General features: G+C 61.7%; 15 protein-coding genes and 2 pseudogenes. 14 read left to right on the top strand and 3 right to left on the bottom strand.

Translation table 11 applies throughout. The annotated features are described in order from the left end of the window. Positions 1-56: 56 nt before the first annotated feature. Complete coding sequence (locus AC07W4_RS14080; protein WP_495032878.1) at positions 57-1,052, top strand: SEL1-like repeat protein; 996 nt, start codon at positions 57-59, stop codon at positions 1,050-1,052. 30 nt (positions 1,053-1,082) lie between these two features. Beyond that, a pseudogene (locus tag AC07W4_RS14075) lies at positions 1,083-1,157 on the top strand (DUF2802 domain-containing protein); the annotation flags it as partial. A gap of 191 nt (positions 1,158-1,348) precedes the next feature. Here AC07W4_RS14075 and AC07W4_RS14070 read toward each other — a convergent pair. Beyond that, entirely contained in the window at positions 1,349-1,678 is a 330-nt protein-coding gene (locus AC07W4_RS14070) for an EscU/YscU/HrcU family type III secretion system export apparatus switch protein (RefSeq protein ID WP_495032835.1), read from the bottom strand. Beyond that, positions 1,675-3,249: a flagellar hook-length control protein FliK gene (gene fliK, locus AC07W4_RS14065; RefSeq protein WP_495032834.1), complete on the bottom strand. Its 1,575-nt coding sequence runs from the start codon at positions 3,247-3,249 to the stop codon at positions 1,675-1,677. Before fliK ends, AC07W4_RS14070 begins: the two co-directional genes overlap by 4 nt. A gap of 198 nt (positions 3,250-3,447) precedes the next feature. On the opposite strand from fliK, the gene ccmA reads away from it, so the two are divergent. The 12 genes and pseudogenes from ccmA to phnN all read left to right on the top strand — a co-directional run bounded on the left by ccmA (position 3,448) and on the right by phnN (position 11,831). Further along, positions 3,448-4,083: a cytochrome c biogenesis heme-transporting ATPase CcmA gene (ccmA, locus tag AC07W4_RS14060; protein WP_495032833.1), complete on the top strand. Its 636-nt coding sequence runs from the start codon at positions 3,448-3,450 to the stop codon at positions 4,081-4,083. Further along, positions 4,080-4,748: a heme exporter protein CcmB gene (gene ccmB / locus AC07W4_RS14055; RefSeq protein WP_007980754.1), complete on the top strand. Its 669-nt coding sequence runs from the start codon at positions 4,080-4,082 to the stop codon at positions 4,746-4,748. Before ccmA ends, ccmB begins: the two co-directional genes overlap by 4 nt. 73 nt (positions 4,749-4,821) lie before the next feature. Further along, positions 4,822-5,577, top strand: a complete 756-nt coding sequence (locus AC07W4_RS14050) for a heme ABC transporter permease (RefSeq protein ID WP_008052303.1) — start codon at positions 4,822-4,824, stop codon at positions 5,575-5,577. Beyond that, positions 5,574-5,750, top strand: coding sequence for a heme exporter protein CcmD (gene ccmD / locus AC07W4_RS14045; protein WP_007980758.1), 177 nt, complete (start codon positions 5,574-5,576; stop codon positions 5,748-5,750). Before AC07W4_RS14050 ends, ccmD begins: the two co-directional genes overlap by 4 nt. Then, complete coding sequence (gene ccmE, locus AC07W4_RS14040) at positions 5,747-6,202, top strand: cytochrome c maturation protein CcmE (protein WP_007980760.1); 456 nt, start codon at positions 5,747-5,749, stop codon at positions 6,200-6,202. The genes ccmD and ccmE overlap by 4 nt, the downstream gene beginning before the upstream one ends. A gap of 3 nt (positions 6,203-6,205) precedes the next feature. Beyond that, a complete protein-coding gene (locus AC07W4_RS14035; protein ID WP_495032832.1) occupies positions 6,206-8,194 on the top strand; it encodes a heme lyase CcmF/NrfE family subunit in 1,989 nt (662 codons plus the stop codon). Continuing rightward, a complete protein-coding gene (locus AC07W4_RS14030; protein ID WP_495032831.1) occupies positions 8,191-8,727 on the top strand; it encodes a DsbE family thiol:disulfide interchange protein in 537 nt (178 codons plus the stop codon). The genes AC07W4_RS14035 and AC07W4_RS14030 overlap by 4 nt, the downstream gene beginning before the upstream one ends. Then, positions 8,724-9,197, top strand: a complete 474-nt coding sequence (locus AC07W4_RS14025; RefSeq protein WP_150673902.1) for a cytochrome c-type biogenesis protein — start codon at positions 8,724-8,726, stop codon at positions 9,195-9,197. Before AC07W4_RS14030 ends, AC07W4_RS14025 begins: the two co-directional genes overlap by 4 nt. After that, on the top strand, positions 9,190-10,392 hold the full coding sequence (gene ccmI / locus AC07W4_RS14020) for a c-type cytochrome biogenesis protein CcmI (RefSeq protein WP_495032830.1): 1,203 nt from the start codon (positions 9,190-9,192) through the stop codon (positions 10,390-10,392). Before AC07W4_RS14025 ends, ccmI begins: the two co-directional genes overlap by 8 nt. Positions 10,393-10,406: 14 nt before the next feature. Then, complete coding sequence (locus AC07W4_RS14015) at positions 10,407-10,814, top strand: hypothetical protein (protein WP_008052315.1); 408 nt, start codon at positions 10,407-10,409, stop codon at positions 10,812-10,814. Positions 10,815-10,905: 91 nt separating this feature from the next. Continuing rightward, positions 10,906-11,220: pseudogene (locus tag AC07W4_RS14010) on the top strand (alpha-D-ribose 1-methylphosphonate 5-triphosphate diphosphatase); the annotation flags it as partial. A gap of 44 nt (positions 11,221-11,264) precedes the next feature. Further along, positions 11,265-11,831 (top strand): phosphonate metabolism protein/1,5-bisphosphokinase (PRPP-forming) PhnN, encoded by a 567-nt coding sequence (gene phnN / locus AC07W4_RS14005; protein WP_495032829.1) that lies wholly within the window; start codon positions 11,265-11,267, stop codon positions 11,829-11,831. A gap of 95 nt (positions 11,832-11,926) precedes the next feature. Here phnN and AC07W4_RS14000 read toward each other — a convergent pair whose 3' ends face one another. Beyond that, on the bottom strand, positions 11,927-12,814 hold the full coding sequence (locus AC07W4_RS14000; RefSeq protein ID WP_495032828.1) for a LysR family transcriptional regulator: 888 nt from the start codon (positions 12,812-12,814) through the stop codon (positions 11,927-11,929). Between the last annotated feature and the right edge of the window lie 61 nt (positions 12,815-12,875).

The following is a 12,875-nucleotide window of genomic DNA, read 5'->3' as shown; positions in this document are numbered from 1 at the left end:
ATTCAATAAGTAATCGGCTGGTGGCGAGTAAGCTACTGGCATTGTTCAGTTTCTTGATGATCATGGCCTGCTCAAAAAAAGAAGAGCATGCGCCTGATGCCGCGTCGGTGGACTTTGCCTACAGTAGGCTGGAATTTAACTGCGCATATGAACGCGACTCGTTGCCTGTATTGGGCCAGGACGCGGACATCCTCTATCGGTATGGACTTTACATGGAAAAGCGTAAAGGACAGAAGGATAACGACGAGATTGCCCGCTACTATCGTATCGCGGCTGCACACGATCATTACAAGGCTGCAACCAATCTGCAGTTCCTGCTGTCAACCGGACAAGCCCGCTCTCCTGATGCCAGTAAAGAGGTCATTGATCTGGCGGAATATTATGTTGCTCAAGGCATCCCGGGGGCTTATTACGACATGGCGCATTACCTGGAGTTGGGTTATGGCGTCAAACAGGATGTCGCGGCCTCCAGAGCCTACTTTCGGCGGGCGGCCGACCTGGGAAATCCGGACGCTCAGTATTACATAGGCAGGCTTCTTTCCTACGTACCCAATACAGCCGAAATCATATTGGCAATGTACAAGTGTGCGATGGAGCAAGGTAATCGATTGGCGGGAAGAAATTACTCAAGCTACTCGAAAGTCACCGGGCAATATCAAGAGGCTCTGCATGGCTACCAGGCAGCTACCCGAAATGGCGACGATCTGAGTGCGTATAGTCTCGCTAATGCATTCAAAGGACCACCTGCTTCTAATGAGCTAAACTATTTGGCTTTACAGCAAGATGACGAACGCGTCGATCGATACAATAAAATCAGCGATTTCCTGACGCGACACGAACACCTCGGGGCAAAGATCCCCGATCTGGATGACATCGTTCCACTCCCACCTGCGAACCTCCCTGAGTGGGACGGTACCTTCCAATGGAAGCGAGAGCGTGACTCGGCTGTACCCATCATTCCATCAGCAGAGCTGATCGAAAAACTCAGTGCCGAAAAGGGACTTGATCCCGGCACCGGCTTGCCGCTGCCGAAATCCGCCGGGAGCCTCTGATTAATACTGTCACGGCACTTACTGCTCGCGATGGTGGGCATGGGCGTAAGCATCGACGAACTGACCCAGGCTGAGGCGGAGTTGATGAGCAAGCTTCACAAGAACTGGTTACCTGTAGGAGCGAGCCTGCTCGCGATGGACGTCAACGATAACGCGGGCATTCTGAATAAACGCGTCGGACTTGAGTCCATCGCGAGCAGGCTCGCTCCTACAATGGTTCGGAGTCGTTCACAAAATCCGGGGCCACCTCTGCCCCCTGTGGGAGCGGGCTTGCTTGCGAAGGCGGCCTCAAAAGCTCAGTAATCATCCCCGCATTCGGTGATGTCTTTCTCCACCATCAACGCATCCGGACCCATCCCCGCCGGAAATTTTCCCTTCAGATTCCACGCAAACGCAATAATCTCGGCAATCGTCAGATACAGCTCCTGCGGAATGCTGTCCCCCAGTTCCATGCGCGCCAGCAGTCTCACCAACTCGGCATTTTCGTAGATCGGCACTTCGCAGTCGCGGGCGATTCGCAGGATTTCTTCCGCCAGTTCTTCGTCGCCCTTGGCGGTGAGGGTGGGGGCTTGGGTGCCGTCGTATTTCAGGGCGATGGCCTGGCGTGGGGCGTTGGGGTTTTTCATGCGGTTTCGTCGACCCAGCGTTGTTCGAGGCGGGTTTGCGGGCCTTGGGGCGGTGTGCCGAGGTGGCAGTCCAGGTCGCCGACGTTCAGGCCGGCGGACAGCAGGCGGTCACGCAACCCGGCCAGATTGCTTTCGATCAGGCTGGCGGTGTACGGCCGTTCGGCCCAGAGCTGGCTGGAGAGGCTGCCCTTGATCAGTTGCGCCTGGATTTGCAGGGGGCCCAACGGCTCCATGGCGAAGGCCAGTTCGACTCGCCACAGCTGTTGCTTGGGTTCGCGTTCTTCGCGACGCTCCTTTGGCTGTTCTTTCTCGGGGGCGTCTTCGCGCTGGAACTTGATCTGCAAGGGCACGATGTCTTGCATGTTGCGCATCGGGATTTCCAGCTGCCAGGTGCTCATCAGCCGTCCGTCGGCGGTGACGCCGGTCTGTTCCAGGCTCGACAGCTGATGGCTTTGCAGGCGTGAAACCGCAGCGGCGGCCAGGCGTAGCAAGTGTTCGAGGTCGTTTTCACCCTCGGCGCTTTGCAGCAGGCGTTCGGGCAGGGGGAAGCCGTTCGGCGACGGTTTGGCACTGACCTGGCCGAGCATGCCCAAAGCATTGCGGACAAAATTCGGCATGGCCTGGGCCAGGGTGTTGGCGGTGATGATCGCGCCGAGGCTGGTGTTGGCCGGCAAGCCCTGGCTCAACTGCGCAACCAGTTTGAGCAGGTCGCCTTTCATGTCCGGCGCGTGTGTCGGGTTTTGCCCGTTCAGCAGTTTGCTTTCCAGGAACGCTCCACTGCTGGCCAGTGCCAGGGCCAGGCCCTTGGGGGTGCTCAGTTGCTGGACATCCGGCAGGCCGGCGAGCAACCGGGCAGCGGCGCTGCGCAGTTCGGTGGAGGTCTGGTCCGAGGGCGCAAGGTTCTGCAGGAGTTTGAGCAATCCATCCAGCGAGCCCTGGCGGCTTTGCTGGTCGACCAGTTGCCGGGTGACCGCCAGTTGTTCCTGGCGGCTGCTCAGCGGCACGAATTTCAATGTCTGGCTGTCTTGCACCTGCGCGCTCAACAAGGTACCGATGCGCAAGGGTTGCGGGCTGTCGATGCTCAGGGTGCTGCCGCTCAACGCGGTGTTGAGCAGGCTCACCATCGAGCGAAACACCATGGGCTGGCCGGGGGCCTGGGGCAGCACTTGCGAGGTCAGCACCTTGCCCTGCAGCAGGGTGCCAACGGGCAGTTGCGCGGTGTCGAGGCGGGTGAGGGTGGCGACGCTGGAGGCGATGGCCTGTTGCACCGTCACGGCCAGGTTGCCGGCCGAGGGCTGGGTGACGACCAGCGTGGTGCCCTGGGCCAGCGGCTGATTGCTGGTGGTCTGGACCGTGGTCTGGCGGCCGCTGTCGAGGGTGACCTTGAGCAGCAGCTGGAAAGTCTGGTCCGCCTGCTTGAGCGACAGTACTTCGGCCTGGGCGGTTTGACCGACGCTGATCAGCCCCTCCACCGGTGTCAGCAATTTGAGCAGCTCGCCGCTGACCACCTGCGGGCGCGAAGTCGCCGGGAGGGTTTGCGGTAGCGGGAGGATGTTCATTTCGCCTGTCATACGCGGTCACAACCTGAGGAAAATGCACTCTTTAGAGTAAGGCATGGCATGTATAATGCCGCGCCGTTGTATCCAAAAATGGCAAAACTTTGCAATTGTTTGACGCAGCTCTCTAGAACAAGACGTCATTGCATCTATGCTGCATCTCTTTAACGGCCGCGCCAGAGCCGACTTGAACCGTATAAGGCCCGTGAACCCTTGACCAGCCCAGTCCTGCAAACCGTTGCCCTTGCCTGTGAGCGAGACCTTCGGCTGCTCTTCGAAAATCTCGATTTGCGACTGGCCAGTGGCGAAATGGTACAAATCAGCGGACCCAACGGCAGCGGCAAGACCAGCCTGTTGCGCCTGCTCTCGGGGCTGATGCAGCCGACCGCCGGTCAGGTGCTGCTCAATGGCCAGCCGCTGAACGAACAACGCGGCGAACTGGCGCGCAACCTGCTGTGGATCGGCCATGCCGCCGGAATCAAGGATCTGCTGACGCCGGAAGAGAACCTGAGCTGGCTGTGCGCCTTGCATCACCCGGCGACCCATGCGGCGATCTGGCAGGCGCTGGCCGCGGTCGGGCTGCGCGGATTCGAGGATGTGCCTTGCCACACCCTGTCTGCCGGCCAACAGCGTCGTGTCGCCCTGGCGCGCCTGTATCTGGACAGTCCACCGCTTTGGATCCTCGATGAACCCTTTACCGCCCTCGACAAGCAGGGCGTGGCGCAACTCGAAGAGCACCTGGCCGGCCACTGCGAACGCGGCGGCATGGTGGTGTTGACCACCCACCACACGCTGAGCCGGATGCCGGCCGGTTATCGCGATATCGATCTGGGGAGCTGGGCCGTATGAGTGTTTTCGGCCTGTTGGTCGCCCGCGAGGCTCGTCTGCTGTTCCGTCGCCCGGCGGAACTGGCCAATCCGCTCGTCTTCTTCGCGATCGTCGTTTCGCTGTTCCCGTTGGCCGTCGGACCTGAGTCTCAATTGTTGCAAACCTTGTCTCCGGGGTTGGTCTGGGTGGCGGCACTTTTATCGGTTCTGCTCTCGCTGGACGGGCTTTTCCGCAGTGATTTCGAAGACGGATCCCTTGAACAGTGGGTCCTTTCGCCGCACCCCCTGGCTCTTCTGGTTTTGGCCAAGGTGCTGGCACACTGGGCCTTTTCCGGCCTGGCACTGGTTTTGCTGGCACCCTTGCTGGCGCTGATGCTCGGTTTGCCTGCCGCCTGTCTGCCGGTGTTGCTGCTTTCGTTGCTGCTCGGTACACCGGTACTGAGCCTGCTCGGTGCAGTGGGCGCGGCGCTGACGGTCGGTTTGAAGCGCGGTGGCCTGTTGCTGGCCCTGCTGATTCTGCCGTTGTACATCCCGGTGTTGATCCTTGGCAGTGGCGCCTTGCAGGCTGCCTTGCAGGGGATGCCGGCGACCGGTTATCTCCTGTGGCTTGGCAGCCTGACCGCCCTGGCGATAACCCTGACACCTTTTGCAATAGCCGCTGGCCTGAAGATCAGCGTCGGCGAATAATGAGGTCTGGTTAAAAAATGACCAGCAAAGACCCTGGCTCTTCACAGTAAAGAGCAACCGTGATGGAAACAGTATGAACTGGACGTGGTTTCACAAGCTCGGCTCGCCCAAATGGTTTTACGGCATCAGCGGCAAAATGCTGCCCTGGCTGAGCGTTGCGGCGTTGCTGCTGATCAGCGTTGGCGTGGTCTGGGGCCTGGCCTTTGCGCCGCCGGACTACCAGCAGGGCAACAGCTTCCGCATCATCTATATCCACGTTCCGGCCGCCATGCTGGCGCAGTCCATCTACGTGATGCTGGCGGTGTGCGGCATCGTCGGGCTGGTATGGAAGATGAAGCTGGCCGACGTCGCCCTGCAATGCGCGGCGCCCATCGGCGCCTGGATGACCGCGGTGGCGCTGGTCACCGGGGCGATCTGGGGCAAGCCGACCTGGGGCTCGTGGTGGGTCTGGGATGCACGCCTTACGTCCATGCTTATCCTGCTTTTCCTGTACTTCGGTCTCATTGCATTGGGCAACGCCATCAGCAATCGTGACAGCGCGGCCAAGGCCTGTGCGGTGCTGGCGATCGTCGGCGTGATCAACATCCCGATCATCAAGTACTCGGTGGAGTGGTGGAACACCCTGCACCAGGGCGCGACCTTCACCCTCACCGAGAAACCGGCAATGCCTGCCGAAATGTGGCTGCCATTGCTGCTGACGGCGTTGGGTTTCTACTGTTTCTTCGGCGCGGTCCTGCTGCTGCGCATGCGGCTTGAAGTGCTCAAGCGCGAAGCCCGGGCCAGTTGGGTCAAGGCCGAAGTGGAAACCAGCCTGGAGGTCGCTCGATGAGTTTTGCTTCATTCGGCGACTTCATCGCCATGGGCCATCATGGCCTGTATGTCTGGTCAGCCTATGGCATCTGCCTGGCGGTACTGGCCCTCAACGTGGCGGCGCCGATCCTGGCCCGCAAGCGGTATCTGCAACAAGAGGCGCGTCGTCTGCGCCGGGAGAACGGCAAGTGAATCCGCTGCGCAAAAAGCGTCTTATCATCATTCTCGCGATCCTGGTCGGGGTCGGCGCTGCTGTCGGCCTGGCCCTGAGCGCCCTGCAGCAGAACATCAACCTGTTTTACACACCGACCCAGATCGCCAACGGCGAAGCCCCGCATGACACGCGCATTCGTGCCGGCGGTATGGTCGAGGCCGGTTCCTTGCAGCGCTCCGGCGACTCGCTGGACGTGAAGTTCGTCGTCACCGACTTCAACAAATCCGTGACCATCACCTATCGCGGCATCCTCCCGGACCTGTTCCGCGAAGGGCAGGGCATCGTTGCCCTGGGCAAGCTCAACGCCGATGGTGTGGTGGTGGCCGATGAAGTGCTGGCCAAGCACGACGAGAAGTACATGCCGCCGGAAGTGACCAAGGCGTTGAAAGACAGCGGCCAGTCGGCACCCACTCCCGCGAAAGAGGGCTAACTGATGACAGCTGGAATCTTCATCCCCGAATTGGGCCACCTGGCCATGATCCTGGCGCTGTGTTTCGCGCTGGTTCAGGCCGTGGTGCCATTGGTCGGTGCCTGGCGCGGTGACCGCTTCTGGATGAGCCTGGCCCAGCCGGCCGCGTGGGGGCAGTTCGCGTTTTTGCTGTTCGCCTTCGGTTGCCTGACCTACGCCTTCATGGTCGATGACTTCTCCGTGGCCTATGTGGCCAACAACTCCAACAGCGCCTTGCCGTGGTACTACAAGTTCAGCGCCGTGTGGGGTGCCCACGAAGGTTCCTTGCTGTTGTGGGCCTTGATTCTCGGCGGCTGGACCTTCGCGGTGTCGGTGTTTTCCCGGCAATTGCCGCAGGTCATGCTGGCCCGCGTGCTGGCGGTGATGGGCATGATCAGCACCGGATTTATGCTGTTCCTGATCATGACCTCCAACCCGTTCAAGCGCATCCTGCCGCAGATGCCCACCGACGGTGCCGACCTCAACCCGCTGCTGCAAGACATCGGCCTGATCGTTCACCCGCCGATGCTGTACATGGGTTACGTCGGTTTCTCCGTGGCGTTTGCCTTCGCCATCGCCGCGTTGATGGGCGGTCGCCTGGATGCGGCGTGGGCGCGCTGGTCGCGTCCGTGGACTATCGTCGCCTGGGCGTTCCTCGGCATTGGCATCACCCTCGGTTCGTGGTGGGCGTACTACGAACTCGGCTGGGGTGGCTGGTGGTTCTGGGACCCGGTGGAAAACGCCTCGTTCATGCCATGGCTGGTGGGCACCGCACTGATTCACTCGTTGGCGGTCACGGAAAAACGTGGCGTGTTCAAGAGCTGGACCGTGTTGCTGGCCATCGCCGCATTTTCCTTGAGTCTGCTGGGCACCTTCCTCGTGCGTTCCGGCGTGCTGACCTCGGTGCACGCCTTTGCGTCCGATCCGGAGCGCGGGGTGTTCATCCTGATTTTCCTGCTGTTCGTGGTCGGTGGTTCGCTGACGCTGTTCGCCCTTCGCGCACCGGTGGTCAAGAGCCAGGTGGGCTTCAACCTCTGGTCCCGGGAAACCCTGTTGCTGGGTAACAACCTGGTGTTGGTGGTGGCGGCTTCGATGATCCTGCTCGGCACCTTGTACCCGCTGATTCTCGATGCCATGACCGGGGCCAAGCTGTCCGTCGGCCCGCCGTACTTCAACGCGCTGTTCATTCCGTTGATGGCGTTGCTGATGGTGGTGATGGCGGTCGGCGTGATCGTGCGCTGGAAAGACACACCGGTGAAATGGCTGGTGAGCATGCTGACCCCGGTCCTGCTCGGCAGCGCCGCGCTGGCAGTCGTGGCCGGCGTCGCCTACGGCGATTTCAACTGGGCCGTGCTCGCGACCTTCATGCTCGCCGCCTGGGTGTTGCTGGCCGGTGTGCGTGACATCTTCGACAAGACCCGCCACAAGGGCCTGATCAAGGGCCTGCCAACCCTGACCCGCAGCTACTGGGGCATGCAGGTCGCGCACCTGGGCATTGCCGTGTGTGCGCTGGGTGTCGTGCTGTCGAGCCAGAACAGTGCCGAGCGCGACCTGCGCCTGGCGCCGGGCGAATCCATGGATCTGGGCGGCTATCAGTTCGTCTTTGAAGGTGCCAAACACTTCGAAGGCCCCAACTTCACTTCCGACAAAGGCACCGTGCGGGTGATCCGCAACGGCAAGGAAATCAGCGTGCTGCACCCGGAAAAACGCCTCTATACCGTGCAGAACTCGGTGATGACCGAAGCCGGCATCGACGCCGGCTTCACCCGCGACCTCTATGTCGCCCTCGGTGAACCGCTGGGCAACGGCGCCTGGGCTGTGCGCGTGCACGTCAAGCCGTTCGTGCGCTGGATCTGGTTCGGTGGTCTGCTGACCGGCTTCGGTGGTTTGCTGGCGGCGCTGGATCGGCGTTATCGGGTCAAGGTCAAAAGCCGCGTGCGCGAAGCACTGGGCATGTCGGGAGCCACTGCATGAAGCGTTGGTTGATGTTGTTGCCACTGGCGATTTTTCTGGTGGTTGCTGTATTCCTTTACCGAGGGTTGTACCTGGATCCGGCCGAGCTGCCTTCGGCCATGATCGACAAGCCGTTCCCGGCGTTTTCCCTGCCGTCGGTGCAGGGCGACAAGACCCTGACCCGCGCTGACATTCTGGGCAAGCCGGCGCTGGTCAACGTCTGGGGCACCTGGTGCATTTCCTGCCGGGTCGAGCACCCGGTGCTGAACAAGCTGGCCCAGCAGGGCGTGGTGATCTATGGCATCAACTACAAGGACGTCAACGCCGACGCCTTGAAGTGGCTGACGGACTTCCACAACCCGTATGTGCTGGACATTCGTGACGACGCAGGCTCGCTGGGCCTGAACCTCGGCGTGTACGGCGCACCGGAAACCTTCTTCATCGACGCCAAGGGCATCATCCGTGACAAGTTCGTCGGCGTGATCGACGAGCAGGTCTGGCGCGAAAAACTGGCGGCCAAGTACCAGGCGCTGGTCGACGAGGCCAAGCCATGAAGCGCTGGATCGCTGCCGTTGCTCTGGGCTTGAGCCTGGCGGGCGTGGCCCACGCGGCCATCGACACCTACGAGTTCGCCAAGGAAGAGGATCGCGAGCGTTTCCGCGAGCTGACCAAGGAGCTGCGTTGCCCCAAGTGCCAGAATCAGGACATCGCCGATTCCAACGCACCGATTGCCGCTGACTTGCGCAAAGAGATATTCCGCATGCTCGGCGAGGGCAAGGACAACCAGCAGATCATCGACTTCATGGTCGATCGCTACGGTGATTTCGTCCGCTACAAGCCTGCGCTCAACGCCAAGACCGCCTTGCTCTGGTTTGGCCCCGCCGGCCTGCTGCTGGGCGGTGTCGTGATCATCGCGGTGATCGTCCGCCGTCGTCGCGTGCAACGCGCCGGCACCCCGGGCTCGCTTTCTGCCGAGGAGCGCTCGCGCCTCGACCACCTGTTGGATAAAACCAAGAATGATTGATTTCTGGCTCGCTGCAGGTCTGCTGCTTCTGGTTGCCCTGAGTTTTCTGTTGATCCCGGTGCTGCGCAGCCGTCGCGCTCAGCGCGAAGAGGATCGTACCGCCCTGAATGTCGCGCTTTATCAGGAGCGCGTGGCTGAGTTGCAGGCTCAACAGGAAGAGGGCGTACTCGATGCGGCGCAAATGGACGCCGGTCGTGCCGAAGCCGCCCGTGAATTGCTGGCGGACACCGAAGGCGCTGAAGTGCCGCGGGTGTCGCGTCTGGGTAAACCCTTGCCATTGTTGGCGGCCATTCTGGTGCCGGTGCTGGGCCTGGGCCTGTATCTGCATTTCGGTGCCAGCGACAAGGTAGAACTGACCCGCGAATTCTCCCAGGCCCCCCAGTCGATGGAGGAGATGACCCGGCGCCTGGAGCGTGCGGTCGCCGCTCAGCCGGATTCCGCTGAGGGCATGTACTTCCTCGGTCGCACCTACATGGCTCAGGATCGCCCGGCGGACGCGGCGAAGATGTTCGAACGCACGGTGAACCTGGCCGGTCGTCAGCCCGAGCTGCTCGGTCAATGGGCCCAGGCCCAGTACTTTGCCGATGGCAAGAAGTGGTCGGACAAGGTCCAGGCCCTGACCGACGAAGCGCTCAAGGCCGATCCGAAGGAAGTCACCAGCCTTGGCCTGCTGGGCATTGCCGCATTTGAAGGCGAGCGTTATCAGGACGCCATCGATTACTGGAATCGCCTGTTGGCGCAGTTACCGCCGCAGGACAAGTCCCGCGAGGCACTGCAAGGCGGGATCACCCGGGCCGCGGAGAAACTGGTGGCCAGTGGCGGCAAGGTTGAGCAGGCACCGACGGCCAAGGCCGCGGCGTTGCTCAAGGTCAGCGTCGATCTGAGTGCAGACATTAAATCCAGGGTCCAGCCTGGTGACAGCGTGTTCATCTTCGCCCGTGCGATCTCCGGTCCTCCGGCCCCGCTGGCGGTCAAGCGCATGACCGTGGCCGACCTGCCGGTGACCGTCGAACTGGGCGATGCCGACGCAATGATGCCGCAATTGAAACTGTCGAACTTCCCTGAAGTCCAACTGGTTGCGCGCATTTCCCGTGCCGGCAAACCGACCGCTGGCGAATGGATCGGTCGCAGCCAGCCTTTGGCCAGCAGCACCACCGCGCCGCAAACACTGACCATCGACAGCCCGGATAAATGACAGGAAACGCCACCATGACCGCCATTGCTCGTATTGCCCTGCTCAGCGCTGTTTTGGGGCTAAGCGCTTGTGCGGTCCAGCCACCAACGGAGCAACAGGCACCCGCACCGTTCCCGCCGTCGCAGCCCAGCCCCACGCCTTCGACGTCGCCCGTACCGAGCAAGCCGACCATCCCGGCCAAACCCTCCAAGCCGTTGCCACGCACTTCTGCCAGCTTCGCGCCACCACCTGGAGGGAATAGCCATTGGGATCCGAAGCTTGGGGTGTATGTGCTGGATGACCAGCCCAATACTTTTTATCGCCAGCGTACCTATTACCGCTGGGATAACGGCTGGAGCCGGTCGATCAGTCCGAACGGACCGTGGGAAGATACTGACATCCACGGTGTACCGGGTGGCCTGGGGCGGCAATTCGGGCAGTAACGCAAAAAGGCAACCTTCGGGTTGCCTCTTTCTTGGCTGTAGAAATGTGATTGTCGGGTCACTGCTGGACCCTGTGGGAGCGCGAAGGCGGCCTGACAGCCTCGGCGTGTTCCGCGATCTGGTGCAGAACCCGCTGGTGCAACGGGTGTCGGTGATGGACCATTCGCCGGGTCAGCGCCAGTTCGTGCTGGAATCCAACTACCGTGAGTACTACATGGACAAGTCTCACCTGACCACGACCCGGATGGACGAATTCATCACGCTGCGGCATGACCATCGCCGGGTTCCCGACCACCGTCGAGGCCGCGCGCGCGGCATGAAAGTGTTGATGGGCGCACCGAACATCGTGCGCGGCGAGTCGCACTCGGGTAACGTGACCGCCGCAGATCTGACCGCAGAGGGTCTGCCGATGGTCCGGCAAGTATGGCGACAGGCGAAGAGGGTGTTTTGATGGCGGGCAGGTTGATCTATCTCATAGGGCCTTCAGGTTCGGGCAAGGACAGCCTGCTGGATGCCGCGCGAACGCGGTTGGCCGAACGCGGCTGCCGTATCGTGCGTCGGGTCATTACCCGCTCGGCCGAAGCCGTGGGCGAGGCGGCGCTTGGTGTCAGTGCGCAGCAATTCGCCGACATGCAAGCCCAGGGCGCGTTTGCCCTGAGCTGGCACGCCAATGGTTTGTCCTATGGCATCCCACGGGAAATCGACGATTGGCTGGCCGCCGGCCAGGACGTACTGGTCAATGGCTCGCGGGGGCATTTGCAGAATACGCGCCTGCGCTATCCGGATGTGTTGGTGCTGCTGCTGAGCGTGGAGCAGGCGGTGTTGCGTGAACGACTGCTCAAGCGCGGGCGTGAATCGATTAGCGAGATCGATCAGCGCCTGGCACGTAATGCCCGATTCAACGAGCGGTTGCTGGTGGAAGATCCCGCCGCGCACCTGCTCGACAACTCCGGACCGCTGGCGCTTACGGTCGAACGCTTGCTGGCCTGCATTGACGAGCAAACCCCATGCGCCTGACGTTGCCGGGAACGAACACGAGGAATTACCTTCGTACGCGGTCAATGCAAGAGCTGGCGTAGCCCGCGATCTTTTGATCCTGATTGGGCTGCCTGTCAGGCTTTCCTGGCCAACAACCCCTGCACATACTCCACAAACGCCCGAGCCTTGGCGCTGGCCATTCTCCCGGTGGGGAACACCGCCCACAGATCCAGGTTCGGCAGTGTCCAGTCCCTCATCACTTCCCGGACCGAACCGTCGGCCAGTTCCGGCGCGAACATCCATTGCGAGGCCAAGGTCAGCCCTTGATGGGCCAGCACGGCTTCACGCAGGCCTTCGGCGGCGTTGACGCGGATCCGGCCGCTGATGTTCACCGACTGTTTCTCGCCGGCTTTTTCGAACTGCCAACCGGCGCCGCCACCGAGGGTGTAGAGGATGGCCTGATGCTTGCGCAGGTCGGTGGGGCAGGTGGGCTCGCCGTGTTTTTCGAAGTAGGCCGGTGTGCCCAGTACCATGCGCCGACATTCGGCGATCTTGCGGGCGGTCAGGCCCGAGTCGTTCAACACGCCCATGCGCAGGGCGATGTCGACGCCTTCTTCCACCAGGTTGACGTTGCGATCATCGAGCATCAGGTCGATGTCCAGCGCCGGGTTTTGCTCCAGAAAGGGCCCCAGGCGCGGAACAATGTGTAGCCGGCCGAAGGTGACAGGCGCGCAGATGCGCAGGTTGCCACTGAGCCCGCCTGCGGATCCCCGTGCGGCGTTATCGGCCTCGTCGGCTTCTTCGATGGCGCGCCTGGCCCGTTCGAAAAAGGCCAGCCCGGCCTCGGTGGGCGTCAGGCCCCGGGTCGAACGCAACAATAGCCGCACCGCCAACCGCGATTCGAGTTGCGCGATGGTTTTCGACACGGCCGGCTGGCCGATGTTCAGGCGCCGGGCGGCGGCGGAAAACGAACCGGTTTCCACCACGTAGACGAAGGTTTCCATTGCGCCGAGGCGGTCCATTGAAAGTCCTTGTGTAGTCTCAATGTTGCCGGTGACCCACTGTGGGAGCGGGCTTGCTCGC

The organism is Pseudomonas sp. GW821-FHT02A08 (assembly GCF_059422045.1).
Note: the sequence above shows the minus strand (reverse complement) of the source record. Positions and strands in the feature narration are given on the sequence as shown.